Origin of the sequence: Yoonia maricola (assembly GCF_002797915.1) — a bacterium.
GTDB classification, from domain to species: domain Bacteria; phylum Pseudomonadota; class Alphaproteobacteria; order Rhodobacterales; family Rhodobacteraceae; genus Yoonia; species Yoonia maricola.
This window is the reverse complement of record NZ_PGTY01000001.1, coordinates 1,496,947-1,514,286: the sequence shown is the minus strand read 5'-3', so window position 1 is coordinate 1,514,286 and position 17,340 is coordinate 1,496,947. Positions and strand designations below refer to the sequence as shown.

Genomic DNA, 17,340 nt, shown 5'->3' with positions numbered 1-17,340 from the left:
GCTGTCTATGCGTAAATGGGGTGCCAGAGCAAGCTGAGCAAGGTTGACGCGGCATTGCCCTGCATTAATGTCCGCTTGAAGTCACACATACGAAAGTCCCATTCCATGTCATTGTCACAAGGTCGCGCCTATCTGGCCATCCCCGGCCCATCTGTCATGCCTGACGCTGTTTTGCAGGCGATGCACCGTGCTTCACCCAATATTTATGAGGGGGAATTGCATGATCTGACCGACAGTCTTGTGCCGGATCTGAAGCAAGTGGCGATGACGGATGGCAATGTCGCAATTTACATCGGCAATGGGCATGCGGCATGGGAGGCTGCTTTGGCCAATGTGATCTCGGCTGGCGATACGGTACTTGTTTTGGCCACAGGGCGATTTGGCATCGGTTGGGGTGAAATGGCCGCGGGGTTGGGGGCCAAGGTCGAAACCATCGACTATGGAACACAGGACCCGATTGATCTGGCGCAGGTCGAAGAGCTCCTTTCGCAAGACAAGGACGGCCGGATCAAAGCGGTTCTTGCGGTGCATGTAGACACCTCAACCAGCGTGAAGAACGATATTGCCGGCCTGCGCGCGGTGATGAACAGCACGGGCCACCCCGCACTTTTGATGGCTGATTGCATCGCATCGCTGGGGTGTGACCGGTTTGAGATGGACGCCTGGGGCGTCGATGTCATGGTGGCCGGTTGCCAAAAGGGGCTGATGACGCCTGCAGGCGTCAGCTTTGTATGGTTCAACGAAAAGGCGAATGAGACGCGCGGTGACCGGGTCACGTCTTATTGGGACTGGCAGCCGCGTGTAAACCCGGACTATTATTTTAAGTATTTCGATGGAACTGCTCCGACGCATCATCTTTATGGATTGCGCACCGCACTTGATATGATCAAGGCGGAAGGGCTGGATAATGTCTTTGCACGCCATGAAAAGCTTGCCCAGATTGTCTGGGCGGCATTTGATGCCTGGTCAACTGTGGGTCCGACGCAGCTCAATGTCAAAGATCCTGCCGCGCGCTCGCATGCGGTGACGTCAGTTGGGATCGGATCACCCAATGGCGATGCCTTGCGAAAGTGGTGTGAACAACACTGTGGGCTGACGCTGGGGATCGGGCTGGGGCGCACGCCTGCTGATGCCTTTTTCCGCATTGGGCATATGGGGCATGTGAATGCACATATGATCATGGGGGCGTTGGGTACGATTGATGCAGGTCTCAAAGCGTTGGATATTGCCCACGGGGAAGGGGCTTTGGCAGCTGCGGCACAAGCATTGGCCGAGAGAGCTTAGCCGTTCTTGACGCGACCGATCCATTTAAAGAAGTGGTTCAAGGCGTAAGCTGTCACCGCGACCCACAGATAGCCGACTGCCGCCGCGATCACCCAAAAACTCATGAACAGGAATACCCAGAGCGTTCCGAGGAAAGCATCGGTGTAATCTTCAACAGCTTGGACCGGGCGGTGGTGCGACATGGGCCATCCTTTTGTTTTCTTGAGAATAACCTGAGGTTTCTGAAAATCATCCTAATTTTTCGTGTGCTTGTGTCATCGCGCGCGGAAGTTCTGCCTCAAAGTCTGAAATTTGTGCAGACGTACCGCAACTGACCCGGATGCATCGGTCTTGCGGTGGCACAAAGGGCATACGGACAAAGATACCGCCCGCCACAAGGGCAGTCAGCACCGCGCGGGCGAAATCACCATCTTTGCCGCAATCGATGGTGACAAAGTTTGTGGCTGAGGGCAGGGGCGTCAGACCATTGGCCTTTGCTATATCGCTGATCCTGTCGCGGGCGTTTGCGACCTCGCGCCCGACGTGGGCAAGCCATGTGGTGTCTTGCAGCGCTGCCAGCGCACCGGCCTGACTGATACGGCACATGCCGAAATGGTTGCGGACTTTGTTGAAACCATCGATCACCTCAGCTGATCCGATGGTATAACCAACACGCGCGCCAGCTAGGCCATGTGCCTTTGAAAAGGTGCGCATGCGGACAATATTGGGAGCGTCTGGGTTGATTGCGGGGGCCGTGCCCTCTGGGGCGAGGTCAACATAGGCTTCGTCCAGCACCAGCATGCAGCCTGCGGGCAGGCGGTTGATCATGTTTTGTATGACGTCTGCGCTATGCCAACTGCCCATCGGATTGTCGGGGTTGGCGATGTAGACCAGTTTGGCTGACACCTCGGTTGCTTTGGCGATCAGAGCGTCAGGGTCTTCAAAGTCGCCCGTGTAAGGAACCGTATGCAAAGCGCCACCAAAGCCCGCCACATGGTAATTGAAGGTCGGGTACGCACCCGCCGAGGTCACCACGGCATTGCCGGGGGCGACATAGAGCCGGACCAAAAGACCCAAAAGCGTATCAATACCCTCGCCGACCATGATGTTTTCAGGGGCAACACCGTGGTGCTTGGCCAGCGCACGGCGCAGGTCATGGCTTTCGGGGTCGCCGTACATCCAAGCCTCGCTTGCCGCTTTTTGCATTGCGGTGATGGCTTTGGGCGATGGACCGAAGGCGCTTTCGTTGGCACCAAGGCGTGCGGTGAACGGGCGGCCCATCTGGCGTTCTTGCGCCTCTGGCCCGACGAAAGGAACCGAGGCGGGGAGCGATTGGGCGAGGGCGGTGAGGGCTGGTTTTGTCATGGCCTCAGATAACCGGGAGGTTGAATTCGGCGCAACCATTCATATATGAGAATCGTTCGCAACAAAGGAGCGGTCCCGATGAAGATGAGTAGACGCGGATTTTTGGCAAGTACCGGGGCCGCCCTTGCCGTGCGCACGGTCCCGCAGGTGGCGGGCAAGGCTGGCGGGCGGCGGATTTTGACGCTGGTCTATGATAAGGCGTTGGGCGCGATGCGCGCGGTCGAGCGTGTGGTGCCCTGAGGATTGCCTCCGGCGGAAGTTTGATTGGACATAGAAAGTCAGGGGGCAGTCATTTGACCGCCCCCATTTTTTCAGCCGATCTCTTGTAGGCGCGCGATAGCCGCTTTCAACTGCGCCTCTTCGTTTTCGCGCAAGGCAAGGTTGGCTTTGGCCTCGGCTACAACCTCATCCGGGGCGGAGGCCACGAATTTGGGATTGTTCAAACGGCCACGCAGGCCACCGAGTTCTTTGCCCAGCTTTTGCATTGTCTTTTCAAGTCGCGCGATTTCTTCGCCGACGTCGATCAGATCGGCCAGCGGAATGCCGAAGGTGCCACCGTCCATCGGGATTGTGACGCAACCTTTGGGGAAGTCATCCACATGTGACAGGCTCTCGATCCGCGCAAGCCGTTGGATCAGCACATGGTTGTTGTCCCATGCGGATTGACCTTTCGCGTCGAGGCCCGTGACCAGCAGCGGCACTTTCGCACCTGCGGGTACGTGTACCTGTGCGCGGGCGGAACGCACGTTGTCGATCAGATCGATCACCCAGTTCATCTCGCGGTCAGCGTCGGCATCCACCAGTTCAGAGGCGGTATAAGTCGGCCAATCGGCATGCGCCAGCATCTTGGCGCGGCTACCCGCCTGCTGCCATAGCTCTTCTGTGATGAAGGGCATGATCGGGTGCAGCAGGATCAGGCATTGGTCCAGCACCCAGCGCAGGGTTTGGTCGGTCTCGGCCTTTGCCGCCGCATCATCGCCTTGCAGGATGGGTTTGGAGAATTCCAGATACCAGTCGCAGACCTTGCCCCATGTGAAGGCATAAAGCGCATCGGCGGCGTCGTTGAAGCGGTAGGCCTCCATCGCGGCATCGACGGTTTCGCGGACCTTGCCGGTTTCGCCGATGATCCATTTGTTCAGGGTCTGCGTCGCCGCAGGCCGCGCCGGATCGCCGGGGTAGGCGATTTGGTAGTGGTCGGCAAAGCTGAAGGCGTTCCACAGTTTGGTGCCGAAGTTGCGGTAGCCCTTGATCCGGTCTTCGGAGATTTTCAGCACACCGCCCAAGGCCGCCATCTGCGCGTTGGAAAAGCGCAGGGCGTCGGCGCCGTAAGCGTCGATCATATCCAGCGGGTCGATCACGTTGCCCTTGGTCTTGGACATCTTTTCGCCCTTCGCGTCGCGGACCAGTTGGTGCAGATAGACGGTGTGGAAGGGCTCTTGCCCCATGATCGCTTCGGACATCATCATCATGCGGGCGACCCAGAAGAACAAGATGTCCTGCCCGGTGACGAGCACGTCGCCGGGGAAGTATTTCATCGCCTCATCGTCCGCAGGCCAGCCGAGGGTGCCAAAAGGCCAGAGGCCGGAGGAGAACCATGTGTCGAGGACGTCGGGGTCGCGTGCGATTAATGCGTAGGTCTTGCCTGCTTCTGAGTTTTCACCAAGTGCAGTTGAATGAACACCAATACCGGTTACAGCGACTTCTCGTTGCCCGCTTTGTAGTTGGATAAATTCACCAAGCTCGCTAACCTCTACGTCAAAATCGGGCGCATAATACGCCTTGGCTAGCTCGAGGGTTTCTGCCTCCGTGGTGGCGCAAAACTGCTTTTGGCTTTGGTAGTCCAAATCACCATTTGAAATTGACGGCCCGAACCAAACCGGGATCTGATGCCCCCACCACAGCTGGCGCGAGATGCACCATGGCTCGATATTCTCCAGCCAGTGGTAATACACCTTCTCGCCGCTTTCCGGCATGATCTTGGTGCGGCCTTCTTTCACCGCATCAAGCGCAGGGCCGACGATTTGCGCGGTATCGACAAACCATTGGTCGGTCAGCATCGGTTCGATCACAACTTTGGAGCGGTCGCCGAAAGGCTGCATGATCTTTTTGGCTTCGACAAAGGGGATCATGGCGGGTTCATCTTCGCGTGGGTTGTCACCCACCCTACCGTCATCCTCCGTAGGGTGGGTGGAACCCACGAGCGGGTTCGGCACCATCACCGCGTTACCCTCGGCCGTGATGTCCGCCACCACGCGCTTGCGCGCCTCGAACCGGTCCAGCCCGCGGTATTCTTCAGGCACCATGTTCATCGCGGCGATCATCGCCTCGTCAAACTCCTGCTCCCCATTGGCGATGGCTTGGGCGATGGCGGCTTCTTCCGCGTAGGGCTTTCCATCGGCGCGCATCGCCCCTTTGGTGTCCATCAGGTTGTACATCGGGATACCGCCGCGCTTGGCGACTTCGTAGTCGTTGAAGTCATGCGCACCGGTGATTTTCACCGCACCAGACCCAAAGTTCATATCAGGGTAGGGGTCGGTGATGATCGGGATCAGGCGGCGTTGCTCTTTCGGCCCTACGGGGATTTCGCACAGTTTGCCGACGATAGGCGCATAGCGTTCGTCGTCTTTGTGGACCGCAACAGCACCATCGCCCAGCATCGTTTCGGGGCGGGTCGTGGCGATAGAGATATAGTCCCGCGTCTCGCGCAGGGTGACGTTGCCGTCTTCATCCTTCTCGACGTATTCATAGGTTTCGCCACCGGCTAGCGGGTATTTGAAGTGCCACATGTGGCCGTCGACTTCGATATTCTCGACTTCGAGGTCCGAGATGGCAGTTTCAAAATGCGGGTCCCAGTTGACCAACCGCTTGCCGCGATAGATCAGGCCTTTGTTGTACATCTCAACAAAGACTTTCAGCACCGCGTCGTGGAAATTGCCGGGTTTTTCAGTCGTGGGCGCGCTTTCGGCACCCGACATGGTGAAGGCCGAGCGCGACCAATCCATGCTGTCACCCAGACGCCGGGCCTGTTGTTCGATGGTGCCGCCTTTGGCGGCTTTCCATTCCCAGACTTTTTCCAGGAATTTCTCTCGCCCCAATTCGGTCCGCTTGGGCTGTTGGGTTTCGGCAAGGTCCTTTTCGACCATCAATTGCGTCGCGATACCCGCATGATCCAGCCCCGGCTGCCAGAGCGTGTCATAGCCCTGCATCCGCTTCCAGCGGGTCAGCATGTCCATGATCGTGTGGTTAAAGGCGTGACCGACGTGCAGATGCCCTGTCACATTGGGGGGCGGCAACATGATGCAAAACGTCTCGTCACGGGTGGCATTTGCCCCCGCTTTGAACGCGCCTGCCTGTTCCCACATTTCATAGATGCGGGGCTCAGCCTCGGCGGCGTTAAATGTCTTTTCCATTGCCATGTCTGCAACTCTCCTGCGGTTGTGGTTGCAGATAGCGGAGGGGGCCAAAAAGGAAAAGGCCTGCCCATCAAATAGGGGCAGACCAAAACTCGTTATAAGACTTAGTCAATGGAACAAGGGTCGTATGAGGTGGGATGCGTCCTCATTGCGGTGAACTGGTGTGACCTTGCCCAATCCTTCTGCTGCGAAGACGTCACAAACCCATAGGCTGGCGACAAGGCAAAGCACGATCAGTTCTTGATAATATAATATCTCCAATGCGTTCGGTATTCAGCTGGCGGGTTATCCGTCAGTCATTTGAATTACGCATGGTCGTATGTGTTTATTCACGTACGATGAAATTTTTCCATGAAATTCGTGTAATATATTGGAACTGTTTGTATTTTTTGAGCTTGCTCAGAGGGAAATAACGCGTTCGCGGTTTTTTTCTGCCGGTCATCGCACAATGACTTGATCTGGGTGGACATGCACAATGGCACCGTTAGGCTTTGAGAACATAGCGTGCGAGGCAAGATGACGACATTTGGTGGTTCACTATTAACCTATCGTTTTGATGATAGTGTCAGGATCGCATGATGCCGTTTCGTGATTGGTTCTTTGGCCTTTTTGGCAGGCGGGCACAGACCAAGGAAGGCGGCGGGCGCAAGCGCGGGCCAGCAACCCATGTTGTTATTCTCGATGGGACCATGTCATCGCTGGCACCGGGGTGTGAGACCAACGCCGGGTTGACGTTTAAACTGCTTGATGAGATCAGCCGCTCTGCCAACCTGATTGTTCACTATGAGGCGGGGATCCAATGGCGCGATTGGTCCAGCACATGGGATGTGATGACGGGCAAGGGCATCAATAGACAGATAGAGCGTGCTTATGGTGTTGTTGCGTCGCGGTACCGCGCGGGTGATCAGATCATATTGGTTGGTTATTCACGCGGCGCATATGCCGTCCGGTCGCTTGCCGGGGTCATTGATATGGTCGGGCTTGTGAAATCTGATTGCGCAACTGAACGGATCATCCGTCAGGCGTACCGCCATTATCGCAACGGTGCGCGCAGCCCCACGGCACAACACTTCCGCGATCACTACTGCCATCCAAATGTCGAGGTTGAGGCGGTGGCGGTGTGGGACACGGTCAAAGCATTGGGTTTGCGCCTGCCAATTATTTGGCGCTGGGCACAAGCGCAGCATGATTTTCACAATCATGCCTTGGGCAACCATATCCGTAACGGCTTTCACGCGCTGGCAATAGACGAACGGCGCGCAGCTTATGAACCTGTCATGTGGCAATGCCCCGTTGGATGGAGCGGCCAAATGGAACAGGTCTGGTTTCGTGGCAATCACGGTGATGTTGGCGGACAAGTCTGGCAGCACCCCAAGTCACGCCCGCTGGCCAATATTCCGCTGGTCTGGATGCTGGAACGGCTATCCGATTGCGGTGTGCCTTTGCCGGATGATTGGCGTAGTCGGTTCCCGCAAGATGTGAATGCGCCCTCCATTGGCAATTGGCGTGGATGGGCAAAGATATTTCTATCCCGTCGCAAGCGCATCATTGGCAAAGACAGATCAGAACGTTTGCATGAAAGCGTGAGCGGTGAGGCACCCGTGGTCTCAGTCGCCCCGGAGCTTCATAATCAGACAAGTGGCTGATCCGGTAGCATAGAGCTTGTGGCTGGCGACATCGCGTATTTCACCTTGCGCCACGCCTGTTGTACGGCCCGCATGGGTGATCGTGCCAATGGCCCGAATTTCGCGACCAATCGGGATCGCGCCGACCATATTCACCTTGTATTCCAGCGTTGTATAGACGGATCCCTTTGGTGTGACAGTCATCACTGCGCAAGACATACAGGTGTCTAACAGCGTGCCATACCAGCCGCCATGAACGCCGCCTGCGGGATTGCTGTGCTGGAATTCTGGCGTGCCGCGAAAGATTGTTTTGCCTTCGTCAATGTCCTCGATAGTGTAATTCATCAACGCCGCAATGGGCGGGCGCGAAATCCGACCGTCACGCATGGCTTGCATGAATTCCAGCCCCGACATCGATAGCGTTGTCTCTAGATCGGGCATTTCGTCGGGTGAAGTGGCGGTGAACATCGGTGCTCCGGCGCTGTTTATAGCACCAAAGCTGTCGTCTTAGGCCACGTTTTGCAACCGGACTTTCGGGGTGACACCCAATGCATGGCAGATATCGCGTGTCAGTTCGGGGCGGTTGAGCGTGTAGAAATGTAAATGCTCTACGCCACCTTGCAATAGATCATCACAAAGCTCGGTTGCGATCGCTGTGGCAAGCAGGTCTGTTGTGCCGTCGCGCGTGGCGTTTTCGAAAGCATCCTGCACGACCTGCGGGATATGGGTGCCGCATTGTCGGGCAAAGCGCTGGGCACCGGTCCAGTTTTCGATGGGTAGGATGCCGGGGATAATGGGGGCGTTGATACCTGCCTTTACGCAGGCATCGCGAAAGCGAAAGAAGGTATCAGCTTCGAAAAAGAACTGGGTGATCGCGGATGTGGCGCCCGCATCAAACTTGCGCTTGAGATAGGCAATGTCGGCGGCTTGATCTGCGGCTTCTGGGTGTGTTTCTGGGTAGGCGCCTACACGGATGTTGAAAGCATTCAGATCGGCAAGTGCTTCGATCAGCGCGACCGAGCTGTCAAATCCTTGCGGATGTGGGACAAATCTGTCGGTCCCTTTGGGGGCATCGCCACGCAAGGCGACGATTTCTTTCACGCGCGCATCCGCATAGCCTTTGGCGATTTGCAGGGTTTCGGCTTTCGTTGCGTCAACACAGGTCAGATGCGCTGCGACATTCAAACCGCTGGTTTTATGAATAGTCGTCACCGCCTCATGCGTCAATTGCCGGGTCGTGCCGCCTGCACCATAGGTGACGGACACAAATGTTGGATCAAGGGGGGCAAGCGTATTCACACAGTCCCAAAGCCGAAATGAGGCCTCCAATGACTTAGGTGGGAAAAACTCGAATGAGACGGATGGGATGGTCATAGGGACACCTCTGGCTTGCGCTGTCGTTGTCACATGGCTATGAACCTGAAGCAAATTCATAAACCTCACTAAGGTAATGAGACGCGCTCACATATGCATATTGAATTCAGACATCTGCGTACGATCAAGGCGATCCACGACACCGGCGGGTTGGCCCGCGCGGCAGACCAATTGCACATCACGCAATCCGCACTGTCGCATCAGATCAAAGGCATTGAAGATCAGGCAGGGGTTGAGCTGTTTGTGCGGCGATCCAAGCCGCTGAAACTCTCGGCCGCTGGTCTGAAAATGCTGGCGGCAGCAGAGCGTATCTTGCCGCAAGTTGCTGCTTTGGAGGCAGAGTTCGCAGGTTTGGTTGCAGGCAGCGCAGGCCGCCTGCATATCGCGATTGAATGTCATGCCTGTTTTGAATGGCTATTCCCTGTTTTGGAACAGTTCCGCAAAGCCTGGCCCGAGGTTGATGTTGATATCCGTCCCGGACTGGCCTTTGATGCTTTGCCTGCCTTGCGCAAGGAGGAGGTTGATCTTGTCATCTCTTCCGATCCCGAAGATTTGCCTGAAACAGATTTTACGCCGCTTTTTGATTATGAACCCGTTTTTGTTGCCGCAGCCACCCACCCGCTTGCGCAAAAGGAAGTGATCGAGGCAGAAGATTTTCGCGGCGAAACGCTGATCACATATCCGGTGGATCGGGCGCGATTGGATGTTTTCTCGCAGTTGTTAACACCCGCGAAAGTGACACCAGCCGCGATACGTCAGGTTGAACTGACAGCTGTAATCCTGCTGCTGGTGGCCTCAAACCGTGGGGTTGCCGTGTTGCCGGATTGGGTGGTCAGCGAGGTGCGGTACAATTCGGACTATGTGACACGCCCGCTCACCAAAGAAGGGATCACCCGCAGATTGTTCGCCGCGACACGGCAGGAGGACACCAGTCGCCCCTATATGGCGCATCTGATCCGATTGGCGCGGCAGGAAGCGGTCAAGTTGCAACGCAACGATTAGGCCCGATGAGCCAATCGCTGCGCGCAAACCGACTTGCCAGCGGCAAAATCTGTCTAGCGCCGATGCGTGAGGCGGAATGTCGCGCGACCCTAGGCAACGGATTGATTTTTAATCAGATTGCGCTGTGCATGCCCGCCAGAAGACAGGCGCAGATGCGTTTCGTGAAACGGCATGGCGGCGCCGTAATAAAACCCTTGCACATATTTGCAGCCCATATCGCGTAACATGTCGCGTTGTTGGGCCGTTTCGACACCTTCCGCGATCAAATCGACCTTCAGACCTTTGGTGATTGTTACCAGACCTTCGATCAGGACCTTGGCGGCGGGATCAATCCCCAAATCCCGCACGAAACCCGTGTCCAGCTTAAGTTCATCAAACTCCAGTTCCTTGAGATGTTGCAGCGATGCATAACCTGTCCCGAAGTCATCCAATGAGATGCGTACACCGGCATTGCGAAACAGTTGGATCGATCGTCTGATGATATCGCTCGAACGCGCGATGAAAATGTCTTCGGTGATTTCGAATGTCAGGTAGGGGCGCAACTCTGGATAGCGATCTATGATCGCAAACAGTTCTTTACGTCCCAGAAGCGTGGCGAGCGTAACCTCTGACATGTTGATGGATACCTGGCCGGGGTCCAGCCCATCGTCGACCAGCTTTGCAATATCTTTCAATACAAGTTTGGCTGTATGCGCCATGAATGTCCCTTGCAGAGCCAACTCATTGATCATCGGCAGGAAGTGGGATGGCGACAATGTGCCCCGCGTGGGGTGTTCCCAGCGTGATAGTGCCTCAAACCCAACAATCTGGCCGGTATCGATACGCACTTTGGGTTGGTAATGCGGAATGATCTGCCCGCTTTCCATTGCTTCGATAAGAATGCGCCGATCTTCTAAGGTTGGGCGTACGGGGAAAGCGCTTTTGTCGTAGATTTTGAGATGCGTATCAGGATCCTGTTTTGCCAGATACATCGCTTGATCGGCACCAGACAGCAGCGCAGGTGGTGTGCTGGCATCGGGCCCTTGCCGGGCGATCCCGACGCTGATCCCGACATCAAGTTTCTTTTGCTCAAAAGGTATTGTTTCACTCAGCGTCGCGATGATCTCTTGCGCAAGTTTGCGCGCTTCTTTCACGGAGGTCACGTTCGCCGATAAAACCGCGAATTCATCGCCACCCACACGCGCGACCCGGTCACCGCGATGTGCGACGGCTTCAAGCCGCGATGCAATAGCCCGCAGAACGGCGTCACCGGCCTCGTGACCATAGCTGTCATTGATCGGTTTGAACCCATCAAGATCAATCAAAAAGACAGTGACCCCCTGTTTGTTCGCATGTTGGTGCATCATGCTTTGCACAACTTCGTCAAAGGCACGCCGGTTCATGAGCCCGGTCAGGCTGTCACTGCGCGACAACCGTTCAAGATCATCCAGCCGGGCGTTGGCTTCTTGTCGGGCCCGTTCAAGTGCCTGATGCGTATCCTTTTGCAGGTTCATCGTATCAAATGTGTTCACGACATAGACGGTGGTCAGAACAGCCGTCAGGAGCCAATAAAGCGGGCGTGCCTCAAATGCGGGGTTTTGCGACAGCCCCCAAAGCATGAAGAATATTGTCCCGAAAGCGACGGTCATCTGGCTCCAGTTATAGGCTGGAAGAAGGCCGAATGTGTTACTGACGTGAACGTATATCCCAAAAACCCAAAGATAGGCCGCAAGAACGAAGGGGAGCATATCGCTTTGAGCTAAGATCACTGCGAAACTCAGAAACGGGAACATGGCGGCCCAGTTCACGCCGAAGACAGCGATGGCGGTACGCAGGTTTAACCGCTTTTCAAACTGCGACGCGCGTTTATTCAGCGGATAGGCCAAAACCTCGGCTACAAAGATGAATAAGCCTGCAATGACACCTTGAAGGCCGAAACCGGCAATATAGCAGACCCCTACCATCAAAAGTGCCGATGCCACACGCTTGGGTACATCGCGACCAGAGATATGCCCGGCGATCTGCGTTTGATGCAGGAAGTGATCTATTTGTTTCTGTTGCATGCCGTCTTTTCTGCCTCTGGCCGATGGTATGGACACAGCCTGCAAACAACTGGTTAAAAGCGGCAGAAAACCCGTTGCATGGTTAAGATTCCGTTGCCTCTTGTTCCGCACAGCGCTTGGGCCTATACGCCCCGCTTAATCCCCGAACCAAGGATCAAGCAGATGGCCGGCAGCGCAAACCTGAACGTGATGATGAAAACCGCCCGCAAGGCGGGGCGCGGGTTGCTCAAGGACTTTGGTGAGGTTGAAAACCTGCAAGTCAGTGCAAAAGGTCCGGGTGATTTTGTCAGTCGTGCCGACAAGGCCGCCGAAGCGCTGATCAAGGAAGAGTTGATGCATGCGCGTCCTACCTACGGGTTCCTTGGCGAAGAGGGTAGCGAGATTGAGGGAGACGACCCAACCCGCCGCTGGATTGTTGACCCGCTTGATGGCACCACGAACTTTCTGCATGGCTTGCCGCATTGGGCTGTCTCAATCGCATTGGAGCATAAGGGGCAGATCGTTGCGGGGGTCATCTATGATCCGGTCAAGGATGAGATGTTCTATGCAGAAAAAGGGTCTGGCGCCTGGATGAACGAAAGCCGGATGCGTGTGTCAGGACGTCATCGTATGATCGAAAGCATCTTTGCAACGGGCATACCGTTTGGTGGCAGGGCTGATCTGCCTGCATCGCTTCAGGACCATGCCCGCTTGCTGCCTAGCTGTGCTGGTGTGCGCCGTTATGGGGCCGCCGCCCTTGATCTGGCATATGTTGCCGCAGGCCGCTACGACGGGTTTTGGGAGCGCGGCTTGCACGCTTGGGACATTGCCGCTGGTATTGTGATCGTCCGCGAAGCTGGTGGCATTTTAGAGCCTTTGCATCCAGACGGCGACATTTTAGCCGATGGTCATCTGATCTGCGCCAACGAGCCTATCTTTGAAACCTTCGCCAAGATTATCCGCCAAACCTAGCGCCGGACCTTCGGAATGCTGCTGCGGCCATAGGCGGCCTCTGGATGGGGCGGGTGCCCGTGTGTTTGCCGCCAGAACAACCCGCCACCCAGCTTGAACCAGAGAGGCAGGGTCAGGATCAATCCGATCACAAAGCCGCCCGCATGCGCCCAATAAGCCACACCTCCGCTTGATGTATCCACGTTGATCCCGTTGAACAGCTGCAAGGCGAACCATAGCCCCAGCATGATCCACGCCGGGATAGGGAAGATGCGGAAGAAGACAACAAAGAAGACAAATATGTCGACGCGGGCTTTGGGAAAAAGCAACAGATAGCCGCCCATCACCCCTGCAATCGCGCCAGAGGCTCCGACTGTTGGAATGTTCGACAATGGGTCGAACGCAAATTGCGCCAGTGATGCACCGATCCCGCAGGCCAGATAGAAGATAAGAAAGGGGATGTGTCCCATCTCATCCTCAAGGTTGTCTCCGAATATCCACAAAAACAACATGTTGCCTGCAAGGTGCATGAAGCCGCCGTGCAGGAAAATCGATGTGACCAGCGCGGTGTAATTCTCGCCGTTCGACAGGCGCGCGGGCAAAAGCGCATAGTCGTAATAAAGCTGCGACAGGGCACGTTCGTCCTGAAACAACGCCAGCCCTGCCAGAAACACGACCACATTGATCGCGATCAGTGTCAGCGTCACAAAGGGCGTGCGTTCAGAGGGGTTATGGTCGCGGATCGGAAACATGCCGCGACCGTCCCCGAACCAAGGCCAAGGGTCAAGTCAAAGCTGGTCCTGCGACCTGAGCCAGCAGTGCAGCATTTCCGCCTGCTGCGGTGGTGTCGATGCAGACATGGCGCTCATACAGGACGTGGGCCGCATCAGGCATGCCGGTGATCAATGCAGTTATGGGACCATCACGCTGGCTAAGGGCGTCTTCAATCGCGCGACCTACCTCATGACTACCCCACCAGATTACCCCGCCAAGTGAAGCGATGTTGACCAACTGCGCAGGGGAAAGGTCGCCTTCTGTGCTGATGGCGATCCCGCCAATCGATTTCACTGCGGCCAGCTGATCTTGTGCCGCTTTGGCGCCTGGACCCATACACAAAATGGGACCGCGTGGGTGGGTGCTATGACGGTTCGACTCTCCGGTTGGGCCGGGCAAGTCAACGGGTGTCGTGGCGGCTGGTGCATGGGCTTCTGCAAGCCGCTTGTTTAGCGCTTTGACGTCCGCTGCACTGGCCCAGAAGCAATCTGTCTGCGGGGCTGGCTGTGCTGTGAAACGCGGCAGGTAATGCGGGCCACCCGCTTTGGGACCCGTCCCTGACAGGCCTTCGCCGCCAAACGGCTGGCTGCCGACGACCGCACCAATCTGGTCGCGGTTAACGTAGATATTGCCTGCCTGCACTTTCTCAACAATTGTTTGGACGCGATCATCAATGCGCGTGTGCAGACCGAATGTCAGGCCATATCCGGTAGCGTTGATGGACGTGATCACGTCGTCCAATGCTGAGGCCTTGAAGGTCGCGACATGCAAAACCGGGCCAAAGATTTCTTTTGTCATCTCTTCAATGCCGGAAACGCGAATAGCGGTCGGTCGAATGAAGTGTCCGGCAGCGGGTGCCGCAATCTGATGGATGATCCGGCCTTTGTTTCTGGTTGTTTCGATGTGATCCGCGATGCCGTTATGGGCTTGCTGATCAATCACCGGACCCACATCTGTTGAAAGATGCCAAGGGTCACCGACATGCAATTCGTCCATCGCACCTTTGAGCATTATCAGCAAATTGTCAGCAATATCTTCCTGCACATACAGGCACCGCAAGGCCGAGCAGCGCTGGCCTGCAGACCGGAACGCACCATTGATAATGTCGCGTACCGCATGTTCGGGCAGGGCGGTACTGTCCACAATCATGGCGTTCAGCCCGCCGGTTTCGGCGATCAAAGGTGTGCCGGGTACGCAATGCACGGCCATACTGGCCCGAATCTTCAGCGCAGTCGCAGTCGATCCGGTAAAGGCCACCCCATTGATCCGAGAGTCCGCCGTAAGGGATGCACCGACCGCACCGCCACCAGGCAACAGTTGTAGCGCGCTTGCCGGAACGCCTGCTTGGTGCAGCAAAGCGACGGCGCGTGTAGCGATCAGCGGCGTCTGTTCGGCTGGTTTGGCAATAACGGCGTTTCCGGCAGCGAGTGCAGCCGCGATCTGGCCGGTGAAGATAGCCAGCGGAAAGTTCCAAGGGCTGATACAGGTCCAGATGCCGCGCGCCCTGTGGTCAGCATTGGCACGGGCGGCATAGTAGCGCAGGAAATCAACGGCCTCGCGTAATTCGGCGATGGCGTCGGGCATACATTTGCCCGCTTCGCGGGTCAGGATTGCAAAGAGTTCGTGCGCATGCGCCTCATAGGCGTCTGCTGCGGCGTTGAGTATGGCGGCGCGGGTCTTAACGTCAGCGGCCCAGAGGGCAGCGTTGTCAATTGCGGCGGTAGTATCTTCCGATGATGCGTTTTGTACCTGACCCACTGTGTCGCCCGGTTTCGCCGGATTGGTGATCAGGATCGGGTCTTGGAGTCTCCGGCGGGAGTTTTCTGGCCAAGATGAAAGGACAGGAGCAGCGGTCCATTCGGCGGTTTGAAAGGGACTTCGGCCTTTTGAAATGTCCGCAAGCGTAGGGGCATGCGTCAGATCCCAGCCTTCAGAGTTCACGCGCTCCGGCTGAAACAGGTTCGAACCGGTTTGTAGGTCAGGACCTTGGCCGATGGCCTCGAACGGGCAGGCGGCGACGACCTGCGGTGGCACATCCTCATCAACGATCTGGTTTACAAAGCTGGAGTTTGCGCCATTCTCTAGCAGCCTACGTACCAAATAGGCCAGTAGGTCTTCGTGGGCGCCGACGGGTGCGTAAATGCGGCAACGTGTTTTTTCGGATTTCAGAACAATGGAGTGCAGCGTTTCGCCCATTCCGTGCAGCCGCTGGAATTCGAAATCGTCCGGACCGCGCCCCAGCTGGTCGGCAATATCCAGAACAGCAGCGACAGTGTGGGCGTTATGTGTGGCGAATTGTGGATAAATCCGATCCGTCATGCCCAGCAATTTACGCGCATTGCTGATGTAGCTGATGTCAGTGTGTTGCTTGGCTGTGAACACCGGGAAGCCGTCGATACCCTCGACCTGTGCGCGTTTGATCTCGGCATCCCAATAGGCGCCTTTTACAAGGCGGACCATGATCTTACGGTCCAGGCGCGTGGCCATGTCATGTAAACAGTCGATAACCAACGGGGCGCGCTGGCCGTAGGCTTGCACAACAATGCCAAACCCGTCCCAACCGGCAAGCGCTGGTTCGGACAGCACCGCCTCGATGACATCGAGCGATAGCGAGAGCCGGTCAGCCTCTTCGGCGTCAATGTTGAAACCCATACCCGCTGACTTGGCCAGTAACGCCAGTGCACGTGCGCGGGGCACCAGTTCCTCCATCACGCGCGCCTCTTGCGCGACCTCATAGCGGGGGTGCAGGGCCGATAATTTGACCGAGATACCGGGATTTTCGGCGACGCTGCCATGGGTGCAATGTTCAGCAATGGCGCTGATCGCGCGGGAATAGGCCAGATGATAGCCTTTTGCATCCGCATCCGTACGGGCCGCTTCGCCCAACATATCATAGCTGTAGGTAAACCCTTTCGCCTGCATGCCCTCAGCCCGTTTCATCGCCTTGCCAATATCCTCGCCCAGTACAAACTGACGACCCATTTCGCGCATGGCGCGGGCGACGGCGGTACGGATAACCGGCTCACCCAGACGCTTAACAGCACTGCGCAGATGGCGGGTTAACCCCTGTTGTTCATCATCCAGCACACGGCCCGTCAGCATCAGCGCCCAGGTTGAGGCATTGACCAAGGATGAGGCTGAATGCCCCAGATGCTTGCCCCAATCAGAAGGAGCGATCTTATCCTCGATCAGCTCATCCATGGTTTCTGCGTCTGGCACACGCAACAGGGCCTCGGCCAGACACATCAGGGCAATACCTTCGTCAGTGGACAGGCCATATTCGGCCAGAAACACCTCCATCAGGCCGGGGTCAGAACTGTTACGGATTTGGGTGACAAGATCAGCAGCACGGTCCGAGATGCGCGCGCGGTCGTCTTCCGTCAGCTTGGCCGCCGAAACAAGCGCCTCTACGGCGGTGGCTTCATTCATATACATGGATTGATCAATCCGGTGGTGTAAATCTGAACTGTGATCGCGAGGCATGGCAGGCAACTCCAATAGTTTCGCCCATACTACAGGATTATCGTTGGCCAGTCTGACCGCATTATGCCA

The 17,340-nt window shown here is 56.5% G+C and carries 13 protein-coding genes; 5 read left to right on the top strand and 8 right to left on the bottom strand.

The genetic code is table 11. The features are described from left to right. Positions 1-105 precede the first annotated feature (105 nt). Positions 106-1,284, top strand: a complete 1,179-nt coding sequence (locus BC777_RS07660) for a pyridoxal-phosphate-dependent aminotransferase family protein (RefSeq protein ID WP_100367496.1) — start codon at positions 106-108, stop codon at positions 1,282-1,284. On the opposite strand, the gene BC777_RS07655 is transcribed toward BC777_RS07660, so the two are convergent. Both BC777_RS07655 and BC777_RS07650 read right to left on the bottom strand, forming a co-directional pair. Next, positions 1,281-1,466, bottom strand: coding sequence for a hypothetical protein (locus tag BC777_RS07655; RefSeq protein WP_100367495.1), 186 nt, complete (start codon positions 1,464-1,466; stop codon positions 1,281-1,283). The genes BC777_RS07660 and BC777_RS07655 overlap by 4 nt on opposite strands. A gap of 46 nt (positions 1,467-1,512) precedes the next feature. Next, entirely contained in the window at positions 1,513-2,628 is a 1,116-nt protein-coding gene (locus BC777_RS07650) for a pyridoxal phosphate-dependent aminotransferase (RefSeq protein ID WP_100368049.1), read from the bottom strand. Positions 2,629-2,706: 78 nt separating this feature from the next. On the opposite strand from BC777_RS07650, the gene BC777_RS07645 reads away from it, so the two are divergent. After that, positions 2,707-2,868, top strand: coding sequence for a Tat pathway signal protein (locus tag BC777_RS07645; RefSeq protein WP_100367494.1), 162 nt, complete (start codon positions 2,707-2,709; stop codon positions 2,866-2,868). A 71-nt stretch (positions 2,869-2,939) separates the two neighbouring features. Here BC777_RS07645 and BC777_RS07640 read toward each other — a convergent pair whose 3' ends face one another. Then, positions 2,940-6,044, bottom strand: a complete 3,105-nt coding sequence (locus BC777_RS07640; RefSeq protein ID WP_100367493.1) for a valine--tRNA ligase — start codon at positions 6,042-6,044, stop codon at positions 2,940-2,942. Positions 6,045-6,619: 575 nt separating this feature from the next. Here BC777_RS07640 and BC777_RS07635 point away from each other — a divergent pair. Then, positions 6,620-7,687 (top strand): T6SS phospholipase effector Tle1-like catalytic domain-containing protein, encoded by a 1,068-nt coding sequence (locus tag BC777_RS07635; RefSeq protein WP_100367492.1) that lies wholly within the window; start codon positions 6,620-6,622, stop codon positions 7,685-7,687. Here BC777_RS07635 and BC777_RS07630 read toward each other — a convergent pair. Both BC777_RS07630 and metF read right to left on the bottom strand, forming a co-directional pair. Continuing rightward, on the bottom strand, positions 7,649-8,134 hold the full coding sequence (locus tag BC777_RS07630) for a PaaI family thioesterase (RefSeq protein WP_100367491.1): 486 nt from the start codon (positions 8,132-8,134) through the stop codon (positions 7,649-7,651). The genes BC777_RS07635 and BC777_RS07630 overlap by 39 nt on opposite strands. Before the next feature lie 39 nt (positions 8,135-8,173). Beyond that, the gene (metF, locus tag BC777_RS07625) at positions 8,174-9,040 is read right to left on the bottom strand and encodes a methylenetetrahydrofolate reductase [NAD(P)H] (protein WP_100367490.1); all 867 of its coding nucleotides are present in this window, start codon (positions 9,038-9,040) and stop codon (positions 8,174-8,176) included. A gap of 93 nt (positions 9,041-9,133) precedes the next feature. Here metF and BC777_RS07620 point away from each other — a divergent pair, with 93 nt between their 5' ends. Next, on the top strand, positions 9,134-10,042 hold the full coding sequence (locus BC777_RS07620) for a LysR family transcriptional regulator (RefSeq protein ID WP_100367489.1): 909 nt from the start codon (positions 9,134-9,136) through the stop codon (positions 10,040-10,042). An 89-nt stretch (positions 10,043-10,131) separates the two neighbouring features. Here BC777_RS07620 and BC777_RS07615 read toward each other — a convergent pair whose 3' ends face one another. Further along, positions 10,132-12,084 carry a putative bifunctional diguanylate cyclase/phosphodiesterase gene (locus tag BC777_RS07615; RefSeq protein ID WP_100367488.1) on the bottom strand — a complete coding sequence of 651 codons (1,953 nt, stop codon included), beginning with the start codon at positions 12,082-12,084 and terminating at the stop codon, positions 10,132-10,134. A gap of 162 nt (positions 12,085-12,246) precedes the next feature. Between BC777_RS07615 and BC777_RS07610 the strand changes: the two genes are divergently transcribed. Next, positions 12,247-13,035 (top strand): inositol monophosphatase family protein, encoded by a 789-nt coding sequence (locus BC777_RS07610; RefSeq protein WP_100367487.1) that lies wholly within the window; start codon positions 12,247-12,249, stop codon positions 13,033-13,035. Here BC777_RS07610 and BC777_RS07605 read toward each other — a convergent pair. Both BC777_RS07605 and putA read right to left on the bottom strand, forming a co-directional pair. Next, positions 13,032-13,766, bottom strand: coding sequence for a rhomboid family intramembrane serine protease (locus BC777_RS07605; protein ID WP_100367486.1), 735 nt, complete (start codon positions 13,764-13,766; stop codon positions 13,032-13,034). The two genes, BC777_RS07610 and BC777_RS07605, sit on opposite strands and share 4 nt — an antisense overlap. Positions 13,767-13,797: 31 nt before the next feature. Continuing rightward, complete coding sequence (gene putA / locus BC777_RS07600; RefSeq protein ID WP_100367485.1) at positions 13,798-17,271, bottom strand: bifunctional proline dehydrogenase/L-glutamate gamma-semialdehyde dehydrogenase PutA; 3,474 nt, start codon at positions 17,269-17,271, stop codon at positions 13,798-13,800. Between the last annotated feature and the right edge of the window lie 69 nt (positions 17,272-17,340).

What these genes read in the sequence shown, in the direction of transcription:
- BC777_RS07655 (WP_100367495.1), bottom strand. Translation starts at nt 1,466, where the DNA reads ATGTCGCACCACCGCCCGGTCCAAGCTGTTGAAGATTACACCGATGCT.
- BC777_RS07615 (WP_100367488.1), bottom strand. Translation starts at nt 12,084, where the DNA reads ATGCAACAGAAACAAATAGATCACTTCCTGCATCAAACGCAGATCGCC.
- BC777_RS07605 (WP_100367486.1), bottom strand. Translation starts at nt 13,766, where the DNA reads ATGTTTCCGATCCGCGACCATAACCCCTCTGAACGCACGCCCTTTGTG.
- metF (WP_100367490.1), bottom strand. Translation starts at nt 9,040, where the DNA reads ATGACCATCCCATCCGTCTCATTCGAGTTTTTCCCACCTAAGTCATTG.
- BC777_RS07620 (WP_100367489.1), top strand. Translation starts at nt 9,134, where the DNA reads ATGCATATTGAATTCAGACATCTGCGTACGATCAAGGCGATCCACGAC.
- BC777_RS07645 (WP_100367494.1), top strand. Translation starts at nt 2,707, where the DNA reads ATGAAGATGAGTAGACGCGGATTTTTGGCAAGTACCGGGGCCGCCCTT.
- BC777_RS07650 (WP_100368049.1), bottom strand. Translation starts at nt 2,628, where the DNA reads ATGACAAAACCAGCCCTCACCGCCCTCGCCCAATCGCTCCCCGCCTCG.
- BC777_RS07630 (WP_100367491.1), bottom strand. Translation starts at nt 8,134, where the DNA reads ATGTTCACCGCCACTTCACCCGACGAAATGCCCGATCTAGAGACAACG.
- BC777_RS07640 (WP_100367493.1), bottom strand. Translation starts at nt 6,044, where the DNA reads ATGGCAATGGAAAAGACATTTAACGCCGCCGAGGCTGAGCCCCGCATC.
- putA (WP_100367485.1), bottom strand. Translation starts at nt 17,271, where the DNA reads ATGCCTCGCGATCACAGTTCAGATTTACACCACCGGATTGATCAATCC.
- BC777_RS07660 (WP_100367496.1), top strand. Translation starts at nt 106, where the DNA reads ATGTCATTGTCACAAGGTCGCGCCTATCTGGCCATCCCCGGCCCATCT.
- BC777_RS07635 (WP_100367492.1), top strand. Translation starts at nt 6,620, where the DNA reads ATGCCGTTTCGTGATTGGTTCTTTGGCCTTTTTGGCAGGCGGGCACAG.
- BC777_RS07610 (WP_100367487.1), top strand. Translation starts at nt 12,247, where the DNA reads ATGGCCGGCAGCGCAAACCTGAACGTGATGATGAAAACCGCCCGCAAG.